The sequence below is a fragment of the Lactobacillus sp. CBA3605 genome (assembly GCF_002970915.1).
Taxonomy (GTDB): Bacteria; Bacillota; Bacilli; order Lactobacillales; family Lactobacillaceae; genus Lactiplantibacillus.
The window spans coordinates 484,175-506,287 of record NZ_CP027190.1 but is presented as its reverse complement, the minus strand read 5'-3'; the positions used below and the strand labels follow the sequence as shown (position 1 = coordinate 506,287).

Sequence of the window (22,113 nt, the reverse complement as noted above, 5' to 3'; positions counted from 1 at the left end):
CCATCAGCTATCCAGCTGGTGTCCGAGCGATTTTGACGTTAGTGATTAAAGGGCTAAGATCTTCAAGTCTTTGGAGGTGTGTGTGAATGGTTCGAAGCCATCCTTAGTAACGACCCCACAGTCTTCAATCCGGACGCCGGCTACTCCTGGAATATAGATTCCAGGTTCAATTGAGAAGCACATCCCTTCAACTAATGGCATGTGATTCCCGGCCATGATAGATGGAAATTCATGGTCAGTTTGGCCGAGGCCATGACCAAGGCGGTGAATGAAGTAGTCACCATAGCCTGCTTTGGTAATGACATCGCGGGCTAGCTTGTCGACGTCTTCAGCTGGCATTCCTGGTTTAACAGCGGCTTGGGCCGTCAACTGGGCTTCGAGACAAACCTCATAGATTTCTTTTTGCTTAGCAGTTGGTTGACCGTAAGCAATTGTCCGCGAAGCGTCTGAGGCATAACCGTCCCACATCACACCTAAGTCGAAGAGCACTAATTCATTCGGTTTGATTTGGGTTTGATTGGTGGCGCCATGAGGTTCGGCCGCGTGGGTACCTGCCTGAACTAACGTGCCGAAACTCATTTCCATAACCCCTTTTTTCATTAAGGCATATTGAAGTTCGGCTGCAATTTGTTGTTCAGTCCGGCCAGCTTTGACGGCTGCAAAGCCTTGTTCAAAGGCAAAGTCTGCCCATTTGCCGGCAACGTGTAGTTTTTCAAGTTCGGCCGGTGTTTTGACTAGGCGTAACTTCTGAATCATTGGTGACAGATTTTTATCGAAGTGAGCTGCTGGGAATTGTTGTTGAATCGCTTGGAACCGATCTAACGTTAAGTTGCCAGCTTCTAACGCCCAAACTTTAGGGTCAGTTAATTGGGCCGTAATATGGTTGGCAATTAAAGCATAGGGATCTTCATGATCTAAATAACCATATACAGGGTAAGGCCAGCCGGTACCTTTGATTGCTTCAACTTCTAAAGCTGGCGCGAATAGGAAGGGTTCCGCATCCGCAAAAACGAATAAGGCTAATGTTCGTTCAATCGGGTCACTACCGAATCCGGTTAAATATGAAATTGTGTGAAAGTCACTTACATAGGTGACGTCAACGTGATTATCGACGGTCCATTGGCGTACTTGTTGCAGGTTGGTGTAATCTGCCACTTCAATCACTCCTCAAAAATAAGTTTTTGTTTCCTACCATATAAGATAGTATAGCGCTGTTGCTTGAGAAAAGGGGCAGATTTAATGGTGAAAATTTGGTTAAGGCGTTGCAAAATCTTGAATTTTGGAAACAAGTAAGGTATTATTTTCATGAAAGCGATTTCAACAGGTTATAAAGTTGCAACAATGCCATAATTTTGCTATATTGGTTGATGTTGCATGAAAACGAATGAAAACAAATGATACCAAGTAAGAAAGGGCTATTTTATATGGAAAAACAAACAGTAACGATTTATGATGTGGCACGCGAAGCGGCGGTTTCAATGGCGACAGTTTCCCGGGTCGTTAATGGGAACCCAAATGTTAAACCAGCTACCCGTAAGAAGGTTTTGGCGGTTATCGAACGGCTTGATTACCGACCAAATGCGGTTGCACGTGGATTAGCTAGCAAACGTTCAACGACGGTCGGGGTCATTATTCCCGACGTCACTAATATTTATTTTGCGTCACTTGCTCGGGGGATTGATGATATTGCGATGATGTACAAATACAATATTATTTTAACGAACTCCGATGATGCCGGTGAACAAGAAGTTAACGTGTTAAATACGTTGATGGCTAAGCAAGTTGATGGGATTATCTTTATGGGGAACCATATTGATGATAAGTTACGTGCTGAATTCAAACGGGCTAAAGCACCAGTTGTTTTGGCCGGGACGGTTGATCCTGAAGGGGATACGCCTAGTGTCAATATCGATTATGTGACAGCAGTTGAAGAAGCGGTGACTAATTTAATTAAGCGTGGTCATGAAAAGATTGCGATTGCCTTAGGACCCTTGTCACAATCAATTAATGCAGAATACCGCTTAGCTGGTTACAAGCAAGCTTTGAGCAAAGCGAATGTGGCATTTGACGATAGCTTGGTTTATGAAGCGGGCTATTCTTATGATGCCGGTAAAAAATTACAACCGGTCATTGCAGACAGTGGCGCCACCGCAGTTTTCGTTGGTGACGACGAAATGGCTGCCGGTATCATTAATGCTAGCATGGCTTCGGGTGTAGATGTCCCTGGTGACCTAGAAGTGATTACGAGTAACGATACGATTATTACTCAGATTACGCGGCCTTCAATTACGTCAATTACCCAACCCTTATATGATATCGGGGCAGTGGCGATGCGGATGTTGACCAAATTAATGAACGATAAACCACTCGAAGAAAAGACAATCACCTTACCATATGGGATTGTCCGGCGTGATTCAACCAAATCCGCTGAATAGTTTCAGGTAGGGTATACTAGGCTTAGAACTTCGGTTCTGAGCTTTTTTTGCGATAGAAGTTAGAAAGAAGGCATGCGAGATGGCAACATTGAAGTTACCGAAACGACCGGGAATTGTCCAATTAGGCTTAAAGGCGTCTACCGAGCCAGACCAATTGATGAATCGGTTGCAATACCGACCGACGACCTTTGAATTTTTTACGAGTGCAGCCGATTTTGAACCCGCGGCCTTTCAGCGGTTAAAACAAGCGATTACTTTTGTTAAGGAACAGGTTACAGCGGATGTAATCGTCCATCATCCGATGAGTTATCAGGGTGTTCATTTAGACCAACTATTAGACCCTAACCGTGAAGCTAAGGCATATCAATTTTTACAGCAATCAACGACTCAATTAATAGAAGTAGCCATTGAACTGGATGTTCGATTGTTGGTTCATGGTGGCTATGGTGGTCCTGAAAGTGAAGCATTGGTTGCAGAATACGCCTCGCTGGCTGATGCTCGAACTACTGTTTTTGAACGCTTAGATAGGTTAGTACGGCAAGGTCAAGGGCACGTGATGATTGAGAATGGCATCACGCCAAGTTTTATGTATGGTGATCCGCAGTTGGATGAACTTATTATTCAACATCACTTACCGTTAGTTTGTGATTTGAGCCATGTTTTTATTGGGTTGCACGGAGATATGGCATTGACCATGCTGAGCTTAAAACGGCTCCGACCATTAATTCAACATTATCATTTGGTGGACTCATTGGGCCAACAACATGATAGTTTACCTTTAGGTGCCGGGCTGATTGATTGGCAACGCGTCTTGCCAGTACTAAACGCAACGGCCAGCATGATTTATGAGGTGCCCGATGAAACGGATGCAACTTGTGCGAACATGTTGGCGAGCTATCACTATTTAAGAAATCTTGAAGTTAAAGGATTAGAAAGTCGACGGTGAAATAATGGCAAAAGTTGTGGTGCATTTAGATGAAGTGGCAAAAGTTGCAATGGCGATGAGTAATATTGAAAATTTGCTGGCGGCGGATGCGACTAGTGAAATTGTGCTAGTGGTGAACGGACCGGCTGTGACCACTTTAACGTCAGCTTCGTGGCAACCATTTATTCAAGCACAGCCCCAAGTTGAGATTGATGCCTGTCAAAATGCATTGAATAGTCATCACGTTGCCACTAGTGAGTTAGTGACCGGGGTGACGGTCGTGCCAGCCGGGGTTGTCCGGATTGTTGAATTAGAGGGTCATGGCTTTGCCTACTTACGACCTTAATGGATGCCTGAGTTTGACGTGAAATCGGTTAGACTAGGTCTAGACCTTGAAATGAACCGTTTTATTTGTTAAACTACTAACCGTATGTTTAATCATAAATCGAATAAATAAAGAAAGAAGGAGTCACAATGTCAGGACATTCAAAATGGCATAACATTCAAGGACGTAAAAACGCCCAAGATTCTAAACGTGGGAAGATTTTCCAAAAAATCTCTCGCGAACTTTACATGGCTGTTAAAGCCGGAGGTCCTGATCCAGATTCTAACTCGCAATTGCGGTTGATTATGGATAAGGCTAAAGCTGCCAACATGCCTAAAGATAACATCAAACGGGCAGTGGATAAAGGTAGTGGCTCCGGTGCGGCGAACTACGAAGAAGTTACCTACGAAGGCTATGGCCCTGGTGGTATCGCTGTTCTGGTTCACGCATTGACGGATAACAAAAACCGGACGGCCGCAGCGGTTCGTTCAGCTTTCACCCATCATGGTGGTGCTTTAGCGGCCTCTGGTGCAGTGAGCTACATGTTTGATCGTAAAGGTTACATCGTGATTGTGCGTGAAGATTTAGACACGGACGAAGACACGATGTTGATGGATGTTTTAGATGCTGGTGGCGATGATTTACAATCCAGTGATGAAGCCTTCGAAATCTATACGGATCCAAAGCAATTGGCTGAAGTTCGGGATGCCTTGGAAGCTAAGGGGTATAAGCTTGAAAATGCGGAATTAACCATGATTCCTGAAACCTTGACGGATGTCCCAACGGATAAAGTTGAAAAGTTACAACACATGATTGATGAACTTGAAGATAATGACGATGTTTCAGAAGTTTATGAAGCCGCTAATTTCCCAGATTAATCAATTTAAAGTGACTGGTTTAGTCTTATAATGAGACTAAACCAGTCTTTTTTTATAATTATATTGGCTCAAACTGGTGATTGAGACGGCACTTTGCTAAAATTAGGCTAGCGTATTTTTGAAGGGACGAAAAATAATGAATAAAGTAACCGTATTAGGTAGTTTGAATGTCGATACTATTCTTCAGGTGAAACGCTTTCCTAAGCCTGGTGAGACGTTGCCGCTGACTGGTAAAAGTATTGCTGGCGGTGGTAAAGGGGCTAATCAAGCCATTGCCGCGGCGCGGGCCGGTGCTCAAACTACATTTATTGGTAAGGTCGGCCAAGATGCTGAAGGGCAATTTATGGTCAAACAATTAACGGCTAGTGGTGTGGTGACCGATTATGTGCAACATAGTACGGCTGCTAGCACTGGTTCGGCCTTTATCTTGTTGGATAATAGCAGCGAAAATCGAATTCTAATTGATGGTGGGACAAATCAACAAGTGACCCCGGCGGATGTGGATTTAGCGCAGCCGGTGATTGCCGCCAGTGATTTTTTGATTGCGCAATTTGAAACGCCACAAGTAGCGACGCAACATGGCTTTGAATTAGCACAAGCCGCTAATCGGCGAACTATCTTGAATCCTGCACCGGCGACAAACACAGTGCCCGCACAACTATTAGCCGTGACTGATTTGATTGTCCCAAATGAAACGGAAACAGAAACCTTGACTGGGGTGCACATCACGGATGAACACTCTATGATTAAAGCTGCAGAAAAGTTCCAAGCGATGGGGGTTAGCACCGTCATCATCACTGTTGGTAGTCAGGGGGCTTTTTGGATGCGAGAGCACGACCATGGATTTGTCCCTGCTTATAAAGTGGCTGCGATTGATACCACCGCTGCGGGGGATACCTTTATTGGTGCCTTGAGTTCCGTATTGCAAGCTGATTTCAGTAATTTAAATGCGGCGGTACGCTTTGCCAACCGGGCTTCTTCATTGGCTGTACAAAAGTTGGGTGCGCAACCGTCAATTCCAACGGTTGCTGAAATTTCTGCTGCTGAACGCGCTTAGACGAAAAAAGACGTTAATTATGTGACCACCTGAATTAAGTTATTTCTTAATTCGGGTGTTTTTTTTTCGTCTGAATAAACTGATTTTACGGAGTTGTGGGATGAAAGGAGCGTGAAGCGATGTCCGTTGAAACACAATTAATGACGATTATTCAGGCAGCCGTTGCGCAACAAGCTAGTGATATTTATTGGCTACCAGCGACGACTGAGTATCAAGTTTTGCTGCAAGCAGCGGGACAATTACAACCATTAATGACATTAGATTTAGCAACTGCTCAACAAGTCATTAATCATATTAAGTACCAAAGTAATATGGCCATTAGCGATCATCGGCGGCCACAATTAGGGGCGATGACGTATACACTAGCGGCGACCGTTTTGAACTTGCGGATTTCTACTGTGGGGGATTTCTTGGGGCGGGAGTCATTAGTGATTCGATTGCTTTATCAGGCCAGTGAGACGCCTTTACAGTATTTGATTCCGAGTCAACGCAACCAATTACAGCAGTTGATGCAACGTACTGGGTTAGTGCTGTTTTCAGGACCAATGGGGTCAGGCAAAACGTCAACTATGTATGATTTAGTTCGCCAAGTTGAACGACCTCAGGTAGTCATGACGATTGAAGATCCAGTTGAAATATATGAACCTAAATTTTTACAGCTACAAGTTAATGACGCAGCCCAGATGACCTATGCTGATTTATTAAAGGTGGGGTTGCGACACCATCCGGAAGTTTTTATTATTGGTGAAATCCGGGACGAAAAGACGGCCCAGGTGGCTATTCAAGCAGCCTTAAGTGGGCATTTGGTGTTGAGTACGATTCATGCCCGGGGCGTGTTTGGGATTGGTCCCCGGTTGCAACAGTTAGGGATTGCACCGGCGACTTTGCAACAAGCCTTAGTGGCGGCGACTTATCAACGGTTAGTCGCCACGACCGATGGCTCACAGGCTGCGTTATTTGATATTGTGACGACACCGGCGCAGGTCACTGCACAATCAACGACGATGATGACGGCAAGATGGGGGCAATTAATTGAAGAACAACAAGCCATTGGCCGGATTAGTGCGACACTGGCCCAACGACTCCAGGCCGAATAAACGGTTGAGCATCCGGGTACAAGCTATTTTATTTGAAACCTTAGCTGATTTGATTAGTAATGGGTTTTCATTACGTGATGCCATGCGGTTCATTGTTGATATTCATGGGCAAAAGTTTAAACGTCTTACCCCGGTTATTGCACGACTGCAGGCGGGGGATAACTTAGCAGCTGCCTTGCAAGCTTATATTGGCATTGACTTATATTATCAATTGTTGATTGCCGAACAACATGGTGATTTAACGCCAACTTTAGTGCAAGCCGGCCATTTAATGCGGACCAAAGCACTTCAACAGCAGCAAATCAAACGCTTGTTACAATATCCACTGGTTTTATTGTTACTACTTGTGGGAACTTTAGTGATGGTGAAGACGACCATTTTACCGAATTTTAGTCAGGTTGCTACGGCGCCGGCCCAAGCACGGACTTGGCAATTATTACTGGGAAGCTTCGGTACGCTAGGCTTATTGAGTTTAAGCATTGTTGGCGCACACCTAAAGCACCTGCCAGTCCGTGAACGTTTTCGCTGGTTAGCACCATGGCCGTTAATTGGGCCATTGGTGAAAACATATTGTGGATATTATTTGACCTTAAATGCTGGCATGCTGTTATCAGGTGGACTGGGGTTACGAGCAATCTGTGAGGTCAGCGCACACTTTAAAGCCCAATCTTTATTACAGCAACAGGGCACTTTTGTTGAACAGGCTTTATTAGCCGGGCAAGCACTGCCAGCAATTATTAAGGCTGATCGGTTATTACCGAATGAGTTAGCGTTATTAGTTAGTAAAGAAAGTCCAACTGAACAACTGAGCCAAGAATTACTCTATTTCGCCACTGTCCAATATGACCGCTTGATTCGCGACTTAAATCGGCTAATTAGCTGGATTCAACCGCTGATGTTTATGGTGATAGCGGTGGTGATTGTCGGAACTTACTTGAACTTGTTATTACCAATGTATAATTCAATGGGGGATATTTTAAAATGAAAACTGTCAAGCAATTCTGGCATAAAGTCAGCGCACCACGCCGAGGGTTCACGTTAATCGAAATGGTGATTGTTTTGTCGATTATTGCCTTGTTAATGCTAATCGTAGTCCCAAATTTAAATGCCCAACGCAAGACGGCGGGGAATCGTCAAAATAAAGCGTTGACTGAAGTCGTACAAAATCAAGCTGAAATGTATGCTAATGATATGAATAAAGATATTACGACAGTCAACATTCAAGATCTTCAGACCGCTAAATATTTGAATTCACAACAGGCCAAGCAAGCGTTAGACCAAAAAATTGATCCAGTCCGGCCAGAAAATAAAAATGCGAAAACCACTTAAAGGTTTTACGCTAATTGAAACGACCGTGGTTTTGGCCTTGCTGGGGACGATGTTACTAATTGGCGCTTATCGATTTCCTAGTCAACCGCAGCAGCGAGTGCATGAAAAACTTTTTTGGGAGCAATTTCAAACATTATGGCAAGAACAAGTCTTTTTGGCGAGCGCCTATGGTCATCGCCAACAGGTTGAAATTCACGGTAATTTCATTCGATTTAATCAGTGGATTCCAGGTGAACCGACGACTTTTTCCCAAACGGATGTAAAAATGCCGGCGACACTTTTTCATGCTGGTGTTGTGCAATTCATTAGTATTAATAAAAATGGTCATGCAAATTTATTGACGGTGTATCTACAGTCAAGTTTAAGACCAAATGTACGAATTAAATTAACGTCAATTATGGGGTGGGGAGCGTATCGAATTGCCTATGTTACTTAAACGACGACCGGGTTTTGTGATGGCTGAAACGCTAGTGGCATTAAGCCTATTAACGATGGCGGTCAGCTTTTGGGGTGGTCTGGAGGTCATGATGCAACGACGTGATCAAGCAATGATTCAACAGATTGAACAAGCGCGTTATCAGTATGAACAGCAACGATTACCACAATTGAATGCGGTTGCGGATGCGTAGGCGGGCTGGATTTACCCTGATAGAAGTCGTGCTGGCGCTAAGTGTGTTATTAATTGTGGGTCAATTTTTATTTCAAGGGCAGCGTGATTTAATGAGTCGCGGGAAGAAAACCATGCCTGCTATTGAGTGGTATCTGATGTTACATGAATTAGAAAACCCAGCTCATCATTTTAAAGTTGGTCGAATTTCGCCAGGTGGCACGGTTGAGTTGTTTGCAGACCAGAAAACGTATCTATTAAAGTATGATGGGCGACAAATTAAATTAGTCGATGTCCATACAAAAAGTGGCTATATTTATTTAATGGCACACGTTAAAAAGTATGCCGTCACTGCTAATCAACAAATGACGATTGTGACCGACCGTGGACAGACCTTTAAGGCCCGGTTATTGTTACCTAAACAGGTGCCAGCATGAAGAAACGGCGTGGCATGATGCTATTATCAGTCATGAGCTTTTTATTGATTTTTGGTGCCTTTGAAAGTCATCGGTATATCAGTTACGTGCAGCGACAAACGATTTATCGGTATATGCTTAAAGCGTATCGTGAACCATTGCTGTTGCAACCTAGTCCAATCACTAAAACATCAAACTCGGTTGCGACTAATTAACGGCTATTTTTAGCGCATCATCAAAGCTCCAGCTTGAACTCAACCCATAAAATCGGTAAGATGAGTGAGTATTTAAGTTTTTTGGAGAGGTGAGTATTCTGGCACAAACAGCAACTGAGACGCTTTTTAAGGTCTTAGATCAATCAGTGACAATTTTAATGCAACAGCTATCAGTCTCTTATGTCGATGCGTTGATTGAAACCGGCGATAATTTATTAAGTCAATCAGTCCATGTCGAAGATGGGAAGCCTGATGCTGCCCAGGTGACAACTTTGGAACAGCTCTATCAGACGGTAACGTTAAGCCAATATGATGCGGAGACGATCCGCCGATCATTACAACTCGCATTATTAAAAGCGATTCATAATGACCGGGTAGACCCGAATCATCAAATGACGCCAGATTCAATTGGGTTATTGACTGCCTATTTAATTGCTAAGTTAGTTGGGTCGAATGAACAATTAGCCATTTTAGATATTGCAGTCGGTACCGGTAACTTGTTGACAACGGTGATTAATCAGCTACAGCCAACGCGGTCAACGCCTATTCAAGGTTATGGGGTTGATAACGACGATAACCAATTGGCAATTGCAGCGATGAGCATGGAATTACAACAGTCACAAGTTGAGCTATTTCATCAAGATGGGATTGATCCATTAGTGATGCCTAAGACTAATGTGGCGATTGGTGATTTACCGGTCGGTTATTATCCATTAGACGAACGGGTTAAAGATTTCGAAACAAAAGCAACTAATGGGCATTCATATACCCATCATCTGTTGATGGAACAGGCCATGTCACAATTATTACCAGGCGGTTGGGGCGTTTTCTTAGTGCCAACAACTATTTTCCAATCCCAAGAAGCCCAGGGCCTATTGAAATGGATGAGTTCAGCGGCTTATTTGCAAGGCTTGTTGAATTTACCGGCTAATTTGTTTTTGGATGAAAAGTCACGTAAATCAATAGTCGTCTTACAAAAACGGGGCGGGCAAGCGCAGCAAGCTGGTAAAGTCTTATTAGGCGAATTTCCATCCTTTGAAGATAAAACCGCTTTTGAGGCGTTTACTGCCCAAATTGATACTTGGGTTGGTCAAAATATTATTCGCTAGGAGTGAATCGGTATGGGGAAAACGATTGCAATTAATGCTGGTAGTTCGACGTTAAAGTTTAAATTGTTTGAAATGCCACAAGAACGGGTGATTGCGAGTGGGGCGATTGAACGGATTGGCTTCAAACAGTCACCAGTTCATATTCGGTATGGATTAGATCATAAATATCGTGAAAATGAGACGGTACCGAACCATCTCACTGCTGTTAATATCATCTTAGATGAGCTTATTAAGTTACACATTATTGAAAACTACGATGAAATTACGGGCGTGGGCCATCGGGTGGTTGCGGGTGGTGAAATCTTTAAAGACTCTGTTGTGATTACAGCTAAAGTCTTACAACAGATTGAAGATTTAGCTGAATACGCACCGTTGCATAATCCGGCTAATGCGGTTGGCATTCGGGCCTTTAAGCGGGTATTACCCAATGTACCAGCCGTCGCGGTTTTTGATACGTCATTTCATACGAGTATGCCGGCCGTGAATTATTTATATTCACTACCCTATGACTACTATGAAAAATTCGGTGCCCGTAAATTTGGGGCTCATGGCACCAGTCATCGTTATGTGGCTGAACGTGCCGCCCGTTTGCTAAACCGACCGTTGACCGCTTTAAAGTTAATCACGGTTCATTTAGGGGCGGGCAGTTCCATCACTGCGATTCAGAATGGCAAAAGTATCGATACGTCAATGGGTTTTACGCCACTGGCGGGGATTACGATGGCGACCCGTTCTGGTGACTTGGATCCATCGTTGATGGTTTATTTGATGAAAAAACTCAAGTTAACTGATTCTGATGAGATGTTGAAAATTTTGAATACGCAGTCAGGATTATTGGGGCTGGCGGGTTCTGCCGATATGAAGGAATTAGAAGAACGGTGCGATTATGATCCGATGGCCCAATTAGCCATTGATATCTTTGTTAATCGCATCGTCAAGTATATTGGTAGTTATATTGCCGAACTACAAGGCGTTGATGCAATCGTAATCACGGCTGGCATTGGTGAACGTGATGCCCGGATGCGCCAACGGATTGCTGATAAGTTGAGCTATTTTGGCATTAAACTTGATCCTACTAAGAATCAGGTTAGTGGGGTTGAACGGGACTTGAGTGCTGATGAGGCTCAAGTACGTGTCGTATTAATTCCAACTGATGAAGAATTAATGATTGCGCGTGACGTTGAACGTGTTGGTCATCCTGAAGGTTAGCTGATAACTAGTGAGTTAGACGTAACGCTGTAAAACCAAATTGGTTTTACAGCGTTTTTTCATGGTCACGTTTTAAGGCCATGCTGTATTCAATTGAAACTTATTCATCTTAATGTGCTTTGACTTCATGTTGTTCATGCTAATTGGTTAGTTAGTTGACTCAATGATAATCCATAGCTAATGCTGAAATGGTCGAACGCAAGCGACCCCGTGGCGACGTACATTGGCGCTAATCACCGTCACTGGACTATACCAATAGCGGTAAAAACTAGAGCGTGCCCTTTTGAATGCGGTTCTGATGACCCGTATAATGAGTGCTAAGGGGAGTGCTGATATTATGAAAGAAAATCAACAGCCTGCCGAGAAGACGCAACTTTCTCGCGGGTTAAAAAGCCGCCATGTGCAGTTAATTGCGATTGGTGGCACGATTGGGACCGGTCTGTTCTTAGGTGCTGGTCAGTCCATCCACTTAGCTGGCCCGTCGATTTTAATTGCGTATTTAGTGACGGGACTGGTGTGTTTCTTATTAATGCGGGCTTTAGGTGAGTTACTATTGTCTGATTTAAATACCCATTCTTACATTGATTTTATTAAGCAATATCTAGGTGATCGGACTGGTTTTGTGGCTGGTTGGACCTATTGGGTTTGCTGGGTCACAATTGCGATGGCTGAAATTACCGCTGTCGGTGAATATATGCAATTCTGGTTTCCAAAGTTGCCACAATGGATTCCAGGGTTTGTCATCCTGATTTTGTTACTAGGTTTGAACTCAGTCAACGTTTCGGCTTTTGGGGAAACCGAATTTTGGTTCGCAATTATTAAGATTGCGGCAATTGTGGCGCTGATTGCAGTTGGTATTGGCATGGTCATTTTTCGGGTGAAGACGCCCGTTGGTCATGCTGGTTTAGGCAATTTAGTGAATTATGGTGGTTTTATGCCACATGGACTCAAAGGGTTGATTCTCTCATTTCAAATGGTCCTTTTTAGCTTTATTGGGATTGAAATGGTAGGGATGACTGCTTCAGAGACTGAAGATCCTAAAACAGTTATTCCGAAGGCCATTGATAATATTCCCCTCCGAATTATTTTATTTTACGTGGGGTCATTATTCTTCTTAATGTGTATGTATCCATGGCGGTACTTTTCAGCGGCGCATAGTCCATTTGTGCAAGTTTTTACGAACCTTGGGATTACCGCTGCGGCCGCGATTATTAACTTTGTCGTGTTAACGGCGGCGGCCTCATCGTGTAACAGTGCGTTATTCAGCACCGGGCGTATGCTATTTTCATTAACCTATGGTGGTCAAGGTAAGTTTGCTAAAAAGATGGGGCGCTTATCAACACGTCAGGTGCCAACACACGCCTTACGGTTTTCAACGTTAGTTATCGGTTTTGCCGTTTTATTGAATTTGTTTATGCCAGGGAAGGTCTTTTCACTGATTGCCAGCATTTCAACGACGTGTTTTATTTTCATCTGGGGCGCGATTGTGCTCGCTCATTTGGCTTATCGCAAACAGGCTGGTCGTCAACCGAAAAAGCGATTTAAGATGCCATTGGCACCATATTCAGATTACTTCATTCTGATTTTCTTGGCCTTTATTGCGGTGGTACTTTGTCTGAAGACTGAGACGTTAATTGCGCTTATTGCGTCCTTGATTTGGTTAGTCTTACTATATGTCATCAAAGTTGTGCAGGAACGGCTTGCGACCACTAAATAATAAAAATTGGGCATTTGGTATTAAAAACCAAATGCTTTTTTGGTGCGCTGAAACGTAGGACAGTGTGTTTTAGGAGGCGAAGCGGTACAATTAAAGCTAACGTCAATTAATAAAAAACGAGGGACTAGTATGCAATATTTTACTTCGGATACGCATTTTTATCATGCCGATTTGTTAGGTCAAAATGATTTTGCACCGCGATTATTTCCAGATGTCGCAACGATGAATCAAGCGATTATCACGCATTGGAATGCGCGGGTGACAGATCAAGATACGGTTTATCATTTGGGTGATGTTGCCTTGTACTTTACCCGGCCGGCTAAGTTATCTTACGAACGGGTCTTAGCGATTTTAAGTCAGTTACATGGTAAGATTATCTTCATTAAGGGCAACCATGATTCGCGTGACTTTTTTAAGTATTTGGCGGCGCATGATCCGCAGTTAAATGGGCAGCCTAAGTTTGAGTTCCATGATGTGGGCGTCTTGATTAAGTATGATCACCGGCAGTATTACATGACCCACTATCCAATGATGTTGGGTATTGTTAATCAGATTATTAATCTACACGGGCATATTCATCACTATGCTGTTAACGTTAAAGAGAATTTAAACGTGGGTGTTGATACGCCAGAAGTGGCCTATCTAGACCATTCGGTGCCCTTTGGTGCGCCGTTATCATTAGCAGAGATTGAACAAATGGTCATTGGCAAAGCTGCTGATTTTGCTAAACGGCACTAGTCGGGTGCTTGACCGGTTTCGTGGAATGCTTTAGGATTAACAGAGATAATTATTGAGAGGCGACGATGATGAGTGAACAAGTAACCATTTTGCATACGAATGACTTACATTCACATTTTGAAAATTGGCCACGGATTCGCCGATACTTACTAGCGCAACAGGCATTTCAACGGGCGGCTGGAACAACGGTCGTTACCTTAGACTTAGGTGATGCGGTCGATCGGGCGCACCCGTTGTCAGAAGCGACGCGTGGACAAGCGAATGTTCAGTTATTGAATCAAATTGGGTATGATGCGGTCACGATTGGCAATAATGAAGGCTTAGGTTTGACTCATCAGGAGTTAAATCAGTTATATGTAGCGGCTAATTTTGAGGTGGTTTTAGATAATATCACGACTACTCAGACTGGCGCGCTACCAGACTGGGCTCAGCCGGTTAAGTTCATTACGACATCTGCTGGGACTCGAATCATGTTGTTGGCCTTTACGGCGCCGTTTATTTTAACGTATCCGCTTAATGGGTGGACCCCGACGAGTGTTAAGGTACGTTTACCACAACTACTGCAAGCCTATGCCGGTCAGTATGATGTATTAGTAGTCATGTCACATTTAGGTATTAATGTGGATCGTTGGTTAGCGAAGCACTTTCCGTCCATTGATGTGATTATCGGGAGTCATACGCATCATTTACTGGTGAATGGTGAAAATGATCATGGCGTCTTAGTTGCCGCCGCTGGTAAATATGGGGAGTATGTCGGTCAGATTAATCTTACGTTAAACGGTCACCACCAAGTCGTAGCTAGTCAGGCACATACGGTCGCAACCAAAACGTTACCAGTAGTGGCAACGGATGCAGGTGAGATTACTGGGTGGCAAGCACAAGGCGAAGCGTTATTAGCGCAACAGGTTGTCGCCGTGTCGCCGCAACAGTTGCGACCACATTGGCATCATAAAAGTGATTTGACCAAGCTTGGTTTAGCGGCGATTACGAGCTATGCTGGAACTGAATTGGGGATGCTAAATGGCGGCCTGTTCATGCGTGATTTGCCGGCTGGACCGGTGAATCTGAATGACTTGCATACGATGTTACCCCATGCCATGCATGTTATTAGTGTCACTTTATCGGGGCAAGCATTATGGCGCTTGGTTTACGAGATGGAAATTGCCCGGCCATTTTTGAATAAGTATCAAATTCATGGCATGGGATTTCGCGGCCAAGTCTTCGGCTATATTCAGTATCAAGGCCTCCAATGGTTGCCGCAAGAGCATCAGTTATTAGTGGCGGGTCAGGCTGTTGATTTCACAAAAAATTATCAAATTGCTTTGTTAGATCATCATTTATTCATCCCGTTTTTCCCGACCTTAACGATTGATGGTCGGACAGAAATTTTATTTAAAGCATTGTTTAGAACGGTTGTCGGGGATTATTTACGAACCCAATGGCCGTTATCATAAGAAAGGTGGTGTCGCTTTGAATCGCGAGCATATTGATGAACTTGCTGAACAACAAGCCGAACGACGGCGAAATCTGTATCAAGGACTGCGAACGGATAAAACGCATGTCGAAGTCAATAAACACCCGTTTGAGATTGTTTTTGAGTACCATGATGGCTTTGATCTCGATAAATTTGTCGAGCGGTTTAGCCCAATTTTAAATAAATATGATTATATTGTGGGCGACTGGGGCTTTGAACAATTACGGTTAAAAGGTTTTTTCCGTGATGAAACTAAAGAAGTCCAGCGGTCACAAACAATCGGGGCTGTTCAGGATTATTTGTATGAATACTGTAACTTCGGTTGCGCTTATTTTATTTTAAAAAACGAACGGGTCATTAAGCCGAAACGGACCAGCCATCCGCGTAAGGATGACCGACATGGCAAACGGGGCAGTGGTAATACGACTAACCAGTCACGCGGCCGCAGCAATCGCAGTAGTAGTAAGAGTAAGCAGCGCCATAAGAGTAAGAGCTTTACGACGAAGCAAAAAGCGGCGCCGTTCAGCGAAAAACGTCAGACACCTGCAAAAGTTAATGCTGGCAGCGGACGACAAGCACAGACCACTAAACAAACGAGCGGTAAACGGCATTTTACCATTCGGCAGAAGTAGAGAGGATTTTTTAGATTGGGTAAGTATAAGGGTTATTTAATTGATTTAGACGGAACGGTGTATCGTGGGCGGGAACGGATTCCAGCAGCCAAGCGTTTTATTGAACGCTTGCAGGCAACAGAAACTGATTTTTTATTAGTGACTAATAATACGACGAAGTCACCAGCGGATGTTGCGGCGAACTTGGCGGACAATCATGATATTCATGTAAGTCCCGCCAATGTTTATACGGCGGCCTTAGCCACGGCTGATTATGTCAACGATTTAGCGGGAAATGGTGAAAAGTCGATGTATGTCATCGGTGAACTTGGTTTAAAAGGTGCGATGTTGTCGCAGGGCTTTTACTTTGATGAAACGACGCCTAAGTTCGTTATTGTCGGCTTGGATTATGATGTGACTTACCATAAGTTTGAATTAGCGACTTTAGCGATTAAGCGGGGCGCAAAGTTTATTGGTACGAACGCCGACACTAATTTACCTAATGAGCGTGGACTTGTGCCGGGGGCCGGATCGGTTATTGCGATGGTTGAACGGGCCACGCAACAGCGGGCGACGTATGTCGGTAAACCTGAAACCATCATTATGCAAAAGGCGGTTGATCGCATCGGTTTAGCCAAGCAAGACTGTGTCATGGTTGGGGACAACTATATGACTGACATTTCAGCAGCAATTAACTTTGATATTGATTCATTATTGGTTTATACAGGCGTTTCGACACCGGAATTAGTGGCGCAACAGTCGATTAAGCCAACTAATGAAGTGAATTCATTGGACGAATGGGACTTAGACAATGGTGTGGCTAAATAAGCTAAAAAATTGGTTACAATGGCTAGGATTGTACCTATGGTTGCTTAGTGGGACCATTATCTTAACCATTAATGCAACTTGGTTGTATTATATCAATGCTTGGAGTCAACATCTCGGAGCTTTGGTGAATCTGTCGCTTGGTCGGCTAATGACGAATTATTTTCAATTGTTGGCCTACCTTAACTTTCCGTGGGTCAGGCAATTAAAGATGACTGATTTTACGGATTCAACTAGTGCTTTGGTTCATTTTGCGGATGTTAAAAATTTATTTTTGTTAGATTACGTCGTCTTTATCGTGACTAGTGTGACAACCTATTATTTTTGGCGTCGGTTAAAGCGACAACGGCAACTATGGCGGTTAGTTTTACCTATGCAGACTGCGCTGTGGGTGCCCTCATTAGTAGCAGCAATCATGGCAGTTAATTTTGATCAGTTTTTTATTTTCTTTCATGAAGTTCTGTTCCGCAATTCAGATTGGTTGTTTGATCCCTTATTGGATCGCATCATCATTGTTTTGCCGGATACGTTTTTCTTACAGTGTTTTGGGTTAGCCATTATAATTTTAGAATGGGCTTTCGCATACGGTTTGTCAGTTGGAAAGCAAGCCCTAAAAACCTTAGATTAAAGCAAAAAAGCACGTCACCGTGAATGGGTGACGTGCTTTTTTGCTGAATTAGATATTAATCATCACTAGTTGTTGGTTGACCAAAGCGGGCCTTTAGGGCGGAATAAACGGCTGGAATTAAGGAAACTAAGATAATGCCGATGACCACCATGGAGAAGTGCTCTTTGACGAACGGAATGTTACCAAAGAAGTAACCCCCACCACAACATAATGCGACCCAAAGGAGACAGCCAATGACGTTATAGCGGATGAATTGACGATAGTCCATGCGGCTACTAGCGGCTACGAAGGGGACGAAGGTCCGGATAATGGGCATGAAGCGAGCAATTGTTACGGTGATACCACCATGTTTCTCAAAGAACTTTTCAGATTTAGCCAGTTGTTTTTGATTAATGAGTTTACCAAACCACGACGTTCTGGTCAGTGCTTCACCTAAGGAGTGGCCAATTAAGAAGTTCAACGAGTCACCGGCTAAGGCTGCAACTAAGAATAATCCAACAAAGGTCCAGATGTGCAGGCCATAGCTGGGGTTAGCTGCCAAAGCACAAGCAGCAAAGAGTAATGAATCACCAGGTAGGAAGGGGAGAATGACCGCACCGGTTTCAATGAAGATGATGGCGAACAGGATTAAATACGTCCAGATGTCAAAACTATTGACGATTGTGATCAAGTGTTGATCAATATGTAGCACAAAATCAATTAAAAAACTCATAGGTACCTCCAAAGTAGTTATAAATATTTCTGATATAGCATACCAGATAACGTTAATGAATACTATTCGTGTCGACAAATCGCAAACAAATCGTTAAGAAATTAGACGAACTTTACTAGCATTTATCGGGATTCTCTTGTATCATCGAAGTATTCTAAAGAGAAGACAGGTGATTTTGGTGGCTTATCCACAATTAGATTTATCCAAGGTCGAAGGACCAAAAGCAACAATTAAGACTAACTATGGGGACATTAAGGTACAATTATTCCCAGAACAAGCACCTAAAAGTGTTGAGAACTTTGTTGGGCTAGCGAAAAAAGGTTACTATGATGGCATTATTTTCCACCGTATTATTCCAGACTTTATGATTCAAGGTGGTGACCCAACTGGAACTGGCATGGGCGGCGAAAGTTTGTGGGGCAATCAGTTCGAAGATGAATTTTCACCAGAAGTATTTAACATGCGCGGGGCCTTATCAATGGCTAATGCTGGGCCAAATACTAATGGTAGTCAATTCTTCATTGTGCAAAAGCCACAGTTAGATGCTGGCATGGCTGATCAAATGAAGTCAGCAGGTTATCCAGAAGAAGTTGTCACAGCTTATGGTAATGGTGGCACACCATGGCTTGACTTTCATCATACTGTCTTTGGTGCAGTTAGTGATGGCATGGCAATCGTTGATCAGATTGCAGCTGTTGAAACGGGTATGCAAGATAAGCCAGTTAAAGACGTTGTTATTGAAACGATTACCATTGAAGATTAAAGTTTTAAAGAAGAGGGTTGCGAAAGCAGCGCTCTTTTTACATATCTTTTGAAATCCAATTGATTCAGGTTATAATACATGAGACTATTAATTTAATGACGATAACTTATTTTAGGGAGGGATTACGAATGAGCGATTATCGAATTGGCATGCAAGTCCATGGACACGTCACTGGTATTCAACCTTATGGGGCGTTTGTCACATTAGATGCTGATCATCAGGGACTAATTCATATTTCCGAATGTCATGAAGGCTATGTTAAAAGCGTGGCTGATTATTTAGAAGTTGGTCAAGCTGTGGATGTTGTTGTTTTAGACATTGATGAATATACGGAGAAAATCAGCTTGTCGTTACGCTGTGTTGAACAACGACCAGACCAGACGACTAGTGATCTAGAGATTTATAAGACGTTCCGGCATAAACACTTTTGGACGAATCGCCATGTCCATAATGGCTTTCAACCAATTGCAACTCATTTAGATGGTTGGATTGAAGACTCATTACATCGTTTGAAAACGGAGGCCCATTCATGACTAAGCAAGTAGCGGCAACGATTATTAATATGGATACGACTGGGACGAGCTTTTTAGTTCAGCAGCAAAAGAATCAGTATCGCTTCTATCATTTAACGGTTCTAACTGGGCAAAGTCCCTTAGCGTCAGTGTTATCGGAATTAAGAAATGGTGTTGGGATAGATGTTAACCAACTCCGACTATATGATTCCGTCACTGCTGAAGTTGATGGTGAAAAGATTGCACTATTTGTTTTTAACCATTTGCAAGTTAATGCTGATGTTCGTCAATCCTTTGCCAATAGTGGGTTAAACTTTGTTTCTGCTAGTCAGTTACATGGATTATTTACTAGTGTTAAAGTGGATATGACCCCTGCATTTGAAAAATTATCAAAATAAATTCAAATAAGGGGTTGACCTGCATACTAATTCTTGATAATATATATCTTGTCGCTGCGAGAGAGCTAGCAAACAGCTAGTCCAAAACGTTTCGATAGTATAATTGAAAATCATCGTTGTTGTATAAATATTCAACTTTTGAAAAAAGTTGTTGACACGATAAAGATGAGATGATATTATGTAATAGTTGCGTTGAGGTAATCAACCAACAAATTAGACCTTTGAAAACTGAACAAAGTTTCGACAAATCAAATGTGTAGGGTCTATCAATTCTTGAATTGGTAGCAAACATTTGCGAAGTCAATTCGTAAACAAACAATTTTTAAATCAAGTACTAAATGAGCTTTTTTAGAACTCATCATTAATTTGAGAGTTTGATCCTGGCTCAGGATGAACGCTGGCGGCGTGCCTAATACATGCAAGTCAAACGAACTCTGGTTGTTGAATGACGGTGCTTGCACCTGAGTGATATAACATTTGAGTGAGTGGCGAACTGGTGAGTAACACGTGGGAAACCTGCCCAGAAGTGGGGGATAACACCTGGAAACAGATGCTAATACCGCATAACAACTCGGACCGCATGGTCTGAGTTTGAAAGATGGCTTTGGCTATCACTTTTGGATGGTCCCGCGGCGTATTAGCTAGATGGTGGGGTAACGGCTCACCATGGCAATGATACGTAGCCGACCTGAGAGGGTAATCGGCCACATTGGGACTGAGACACGGCCCAAACTCCTACGGGAGGCAGCAGTAGGGAATCTTCCACAATGGACGAAAGTCTGATGGAGCAACGCCGCGTGAGTGAAGAAGGGTTTCGGCTCGTAAAACTCTGTTGTTAAAGAAGAACATATCTGAGAGTAACTGTTCAGGTATTGACGGTATTTAACCAGAAAGCCACGGCTAACTACGTGCCAGCAGCCGCGGTAATACGTAGGTGGCAAGCGTTATCCGGATTTATTGGGCGTAAAGCGAGCGCAGGCGGTTTTTTAAGTCTGATGTGAAAGCCTTCGGCTCAACCGAAGAAGTGCATCGGAAACTGGGAAACTTGAGTGCAGAAGAGGACAGTGGAACTCCATGTGTAGCGGTGAAATGCGTAGATATATGGAAGAACACCAGTGGCGAAGGCGGCTGTCTGGTCTGTAACTGACGCTGAGGCTCGAAAGTATGGGTAGCAAACAGGATTAGATACCCTGGTAGTCCATACCGTAAACGATGAATGCTAAGTGTTGGAGGGTTTCCGCCTTTCAGTGCTGCAGCTAACGCATTAAGCATTCCGCCTGGGGAGTACGGTCGCAAGACTGAAACTCAAAGGAATTGACGGGGGCCCGCACAAGCGGTGGAGCATGTGGTTTAATTCGAAGCTACGCGAAGAACCTTACCAGGTCTTGACATACTATGCAAATCTAAGAGATTAGACGTTCCCTTCGGGGACATGGATACAGGTGGTGCATGGTTGTCGTCAGCTCGTGTCGTGAGATGTTGGGTTAAGTCCCGCAACGAGCGCAACCCTTATTATCAGTTGCCAGCATTAAGTTGGGCACTCTGGTGAGACTGCCGGTGACAAACCGGAGGAAGGTGGGGATGACGTCAAATCATCATGCCCCTTATGACCTGGGCTACACACGTGCTACAATGGATGGTACAACGAGTTGCGAACTCGCGAGAGCAAGCTAATCTCTTAAAGCCATTCTCAGTTCGGATTGTAGGCTGCAACTCGCCTACATGAAGTCGGAATCGCTAGTAATCGCGGATCAGCATGCCGCGGTGAATACGTTCCCGGGCCTTGTACACACCGCCCGTCACACCATGAGAGTTTGTAACACCCAAAGTCGGTGGGGTAACCTTCGGGAGCCAACCGCCTAAGGTGGGACAGATGATTAGGGTGAAGTCGTAACAAGGTAGCCGTAGGAGAACCTGCGGCTGGATCACCTCCTTTCTAAGGAATATTACGGAAACCTTACACATGATTGTTGAAACTTTGTTTAGTTTTGAGAGGTCTAACTCTCAAACTTGTTCTTTGAAAACTAGATAATATCAAATATAATTTTTCATAATTAAACCGAGAACACCGCGTTTTTTGAGTTTTTTAAAGAAGTTTTAAATCGCTAAACTCATTAATCGCATTTTCCGTTA

25 protein-coding genes and 1 rRNA gene are annotated in these 22,113 nt (G+C 43.5%); 24 read left to right on the top strand and 2 right to left on the bottom strand.

Annotation, left to right across the window (positions count from 1 at the left end):
- Positions 1-45 precede the first annotated feature (45 nt).
- On the bottom strand, positions 46-1,155 hold the full coding sequence (locus C5Z25_RS02610) for a M24 family metallopeptidase (RefSeq protein WP_105451200.1): 1,110 nt from the start codon (positions 1,153-1,155) through the stop codon (positions 46-48).
- A gap of 269 nt (positions 1,156-1,424) precedes the next feature.
- Between C5Z25_RS02610 and ccpA the strand changes: the two genes are divergently transcribed.
- From ccpA to C5Z25_RS02510, 20 genes are all read left to right on the top strand, one after another.
- Positions 1,425-2,435 carry a catabolite control protein A gene (ccpA, locus tag C5Z25_RS02605; protein WP_105451199.1) on the top strand — a complete coding sequence of 337 codons (1,011 nt, stop codon included), beginning with the start codon at positions 1,425-1,427 and terminating at the stop codon, positions 2,433-2,435.
- A gap of 79 nt (positions 2,436-2,514) precedes the next feature.
- Entirely contained in the window at positions 2,515-3,381 is an 867-nt protein-coding gene (locus C5Z25_RS02600) for a TIM barrel protein (RefSeq protein WP_105451198.1), read from the top strand.
- A 4-nt stretch (positions 3,382-3,385) separates the two neighbouring features.
- Positions 3,386-3,706 carry a DsrE family protein gene (locus C5Z25_RS02595; RefSeq protein WP_105451197.1) on the top strand — a complete coding sequence of 107 codons (321 nt, stop codon included), beginning with the start codon at positions 3,386-3,388 and terminating at the stop codon, positions 3,704-3,706.
- Positions 3,707-3,834: 128 nt separating this feature from the next.
- Positions 3,835-4,563: a YebC/PmpR family DNA-binding transcriptional regulator gene (locus C5Z25_RS02590; RefSeq protein WP_105448698.1), complete on the top strand. Its 729-nt coding sequence runs from the start codon at positions 3,835-3,837 to the stop codon at positions 4,561-4,563.
- Between the two features lie 136 nt (positions 4,564-4,699).
- Positions 4,700-5,620 carry a ribokinase gene (gene rbsK / locus C5Z25_RS02585; protein ID WP_105451196.1) on the top strand — a complete coding sequence of 307 codons (921 nt, stop codon included), beginning with the start codon at positions 4,700-4,702 and terminating at the stop codon, positions 5,618-5,620.
- A 119-nt stretch (positions 5,621-5,739) separates the two neighbouring features.
- Entirely contained in the window at positions 5,740-6,717 is a 978-nt protein-coding gene (comGA, locus tag C5Z25_RS02580; protein WP_105451195.1) for a competence type IV pilus ATPase ComGA, read from the top strand.
- Complete coding sequence (locus C5Z25_RS02575) at positions 6,653-7,702, top strand: type II secretion system F family protein (protein ID WP_234002771.1); 1,050 nt, start codon at positions 6,653-6,655, stop codon at positions 7,700-7,702. The genes comGA and C5Z25_RS02575 overlap by 65 nt, the downstream gene beginning before the upstream one ends.
- Positions 7,699-8,046 (top strand): competence type IV pilus major pilin ComGC, encoded by a 348-nt coding sequence (gene comGC / locus C5Z25_RS02570; RefSeq protein WP_105451194.1) that lies wholly within the window; start codon positions 7,699-7,701, stop codon positions 8,044-8,046. The genes C5Z25_RS02575 and comGC overlap by 4 nt, the downstream gene beginning before the upstream one ends.
- Positions 8,030-8,482, top strand: a complete 453-nt coding sequence (locus C5Z25_RS02565; protein ID WP_105451193.1) for a type II secretion system protein — start codon at positions 8,030-8,032, stop codon at positions 8,480-8,482. The genes comGC and C5Z25_RS02565 overlap by 17 nt, the downstream gene beginning before the upstream one ends.
- Positions 8,466-8,675, top strand: a complete 210-nt coding sequence (locus C5Z25_RS02560) for a histidine kinase (RefSeq protein WP_158682893.1) — start codon at positions 8,466-8,468, stop codon at positions 8,673-8,675. Before C5Z25_RS02565 ends, C5Z25_RS02560 begins: the two co-directional genes overlap by 17 nt.
- Positions 8,668-9,090 carry a prepilin-type N-terminal cleavage/methylation domain-containing protein gene (locus C5Z25_RS02555; protein ID WP_158682891.1) on the top strand — a complete coding sequence of 141 codons (423 nt, stop codon included), beginning with the start codon at positions 8,668-8,670 and terminating at the stop codon, positions 9,088-9,090. Before C5Z25_RS02560 ends, C5Z25_RS02555 begins: the two co-directional genes overlap by 8 nt.
- Positions 9,087-9,284 (top strand): hypothetical protein, encoded by a 198-nt coding sequence (locus C5Z25_RS02550; protein ID WP_105451190.1) that lies wholly within the window; start codon positions 9,087-9,089, stop codon positions 9,282-9,284. Before C5Z25_RS02555 ends, C5Z25_RS02550 begins: the two co-directional genes overlap by 4 nt.
- A gap of 98 nt (positions 9,285-9,382) precedes the next feature.
- On the top strand, positions 9,383-10,393 hold the full coding sequence (locus C5Z25_RS02545) for a class I SAM-dependent methyltransferase (protein ID WP_105452833.1): 1,011 nt from the start codon (positions 9,383-9,385) through the stop codon (positions 10,391-10,393).
- 12 nt (positions 10,394-10,405) lie between these two features.
- Positions 10,406-11,602 carry an acetate/propionate family kinase gene (locus C5Z25_RS02540; RefSeq protein WP_105451189.1) on the top strand — a complete coding sequence of 399 codons (1,197 nt, stop codon included), beginning with the start codon at positions 10,406-10,408 and terminating at the stop codon, positions 11,600-11,602.
- A gap of 334 nt (positions 11,603-11,936) precedes the next feature.
- Positions 11,937-13,319 (top strand): amino acid permease, encoded by a 1,383-nt coding sequence (locus C5Z25_RS02535; protein WP_105452832.1) that lies wholly within the window; start codon positions 11,937-11,939, stop codon positions 13,317-13,319.
- Between the two features lie 129 nt (positions 13,320-13,448).
- Positions 13,449-14,057: a metallophosphoesterase gene (locus C5Z25_RS02530; protein ID WP_105451188.1), complete on the top strand. Its 609-nt coding sequence runs from the start codon at positions 13,449-13,451 to the stop codon at positions 14,055-14,057.
- A gap of 68 nt (positions 14,058-14,125) precedes the next feature.
- Positions 14,126-15,511 carry a bifunctional metallophosphatase/5'-nucleotidase gene (locus tag C5Z25_RS02525; protein ID WP_105451187.1) on the top strand — a complete coding sequence of 462 codons (1,386 nt, stop codon included), beginning with the start codon at positions 14,126-14,128 and terminating at the stop codon, positions 15,509-15,511.
- Positions 15,512-15,527: 16 nt separating this feature from the next.
- Positions 15,528-16,163, top strand: a complete 636-nt coding sequence (locus C5Z25_RS02520) for a YutD family protein (protein WP_105451186.1) — start codon at positions 15,528-15,530, stop codon at positions 16,161-16,163.
- A 15-nt stretch (positions 16,164-16,178) separates the two neighbouring features.
- Positions 16,179-16,970, top strand: coding sequence for a TIGR01457 family HAD-type hydrolase (locus C5Z25_RS02515; RefSeq protein ID WP_105451185.1), 792 nt, complete (start codon positions 16,179-16,181; stop codon positions 16,968-16,970).
- Complete coding sequence (locus C5Z25_RS02510) at positions 16,954-17,595, top strand: TIGR01906 family membrane protein (protein ID WP_105451184.1); 642 nt, start codon at positions 16,954-16,956, stop codon at positions 17,593-17,595. The genes C5Z25_RS02515 and C5Z25_RS02510 overlap by 17 nt, the downstream gene beginning before the upstream one ends.
- A 55-nt stretch (positions 17,596-17,650) precedes the next feature.
- Here the strand turns inward: C5Z25_RS02510 and C5Z25_RS02505 are convergent, their stop codons facing one another.
- Positions 17,651-18,307: a VTT domain-containing protein gene (locus C5Z25_RS02505; RefSeq protein WP_105451183.1), complete on the bottom strand. Its 657-nt coding sequence runs from the start codon at positions 18,305-18,307 to the stop codon at positions 17,651-17,653.
- Positions 18,308-18,485: 178 nt separating this feature from the next.
- Between C5Z25_RS02505 and C5Z25_RS02500 the strand changes: the two genes are divergently transcribed.
- The 4 genes from C5Z25_RS02500 (at position 18,486) to C5Z25_RS02485 (ending at position 21,916) form a co-directional block, all read left to right on the top strand.
- Positions 18,486-19,070 (top strand): peptidylprolyl isomerase, encoded by a 585-nt coding sequence (locus C5Z25_RS02500; protein ID WP_105452831.1) that lies wholly within the window; start codon positions 18,486-18,488, stop codon positions 19,068-19,070.
- A gap of 128 nt (positions 19,071-19,198) precedes the next feature.
- Complete coding sequence (locus tag C5Z25_RS02495) at positions 19,199-19,603, top strand: CvfD/Ygs/GSP13 family RNA-binding post-transcriptional regulator (protein ID WP_105448684.1); 405 nt, start codon at positions 19,199-19,201, stop codon at positions 19,601-19,603.
- Positions 19,600-19,980 carry a hypothetical protein gene (locus C5Z25_RS02490; RefSeq protein ID WP_105451182.1) on the top strand — a complete coding sequence of 127 codons (381 nt, stop codon included), beginning with the start codon at positions 19,600-19,602 and terminating at the stop codon, positions 19,978-19,980. Before C5Z25_RS02495 ends, C5Z25_RS02490 begins: the two co-directional genes overlap by 4 nt.
- A 362-nt stretch (positions 19,981-20,342) precedes the next feature.
- Positions 20,343-21,916: ribosomal RNA gene (locus tag C5Z25_RS02485) — 16S ribosomal RNA — on the top strand.
- The last annotated feature ends 197 nt before the right edge of the window (positions 21,917-22,113 follow it).